We start from the raw sequence: 577 nt of genomic DNA, 5'->3' as shown, positions 1-577 counted from the left end.
ATCGTTATCCACCACCCACACCGGAATGCGTTGCTCCTGGACGTGCTCGCGCAGAAGTTCGAGGCACATTTTAGTGATGTCCGGGGTTTTGTAATTTACCAGGACAAGGCTGAAATTCGACGCTGGCTGGGCTGGTAAATCAAACGCTTTCATGTCGGAAGGACTCATCTGCGATTCAAGGGCAACAAGGTTTCTTGGCCGCGATCGTAGCGATGCAACCTTAGGCGAACCTTAATTTGCGGATGTGACGGTAAATGTATGCCGAAGAAAGACGACTGATCTTATGAAATGCATGGGGTTCTGCCGGTCATTCCCGGATAAAATGCGCTCCCCCTCACGGTTCAAGGAAGAAACGGCTCACGCCGTTGTGTCACGGATGAAACCACTTTCCCTCTACCACCCGGGCTTGTACTGGCTGCGCGTGTGGCAAAAAAGACTGTTCCGCCAAATTGCCTGGCGCTGTTCCAGCAAACGCTACGCACGCCCCGTCGCCACGGCCGAGCGCCTGCCATTTCGCTACCTCAAACACACCTCGAAACTCATCCGCAAACTCGGCGACTCGGACCTCGCCCTGCAA

The 577-nt window shown here is 54.4% G+C and carries 2 pseudogenes; one reads left to right on the top strand and one right to left on the bottom strand.

The window, feature by feature from the left end:
• A pseudogene (locus tag F8N80_RS31865) lies at positions 1-153 on the bottom strand (glycosyltransferase); the annotation flags it as partial.
• 223 nt (positions 154-376) lie between these two features.
• On the opposite strand from F8N80_RS31865, the pseudogene F8N80_RS30920 reads away from it, so the two are divergent.
• Positions 377-577: pseudogene (locus F8N80_RS30920) on the top strand (VanW family protein); the annotation flags it as partial.

The sequence above is a fragment of the Pseudomonas fluorescens genome (assembly GCF_902497995.1).
Classification (GTDB): Bacteria; Pseudomonadota; Gammaproteobacteria; order Pseudomonadales; family Pseudomonadaceae; genus Aquipseudomonas; species Aquipseudomonas fluorescens_BK.
The sequence above is the reverse complement of the archived record's forward strand: the minus strand, read 5'-3'. Positions and strand labels throughout refer to the sequence as shown.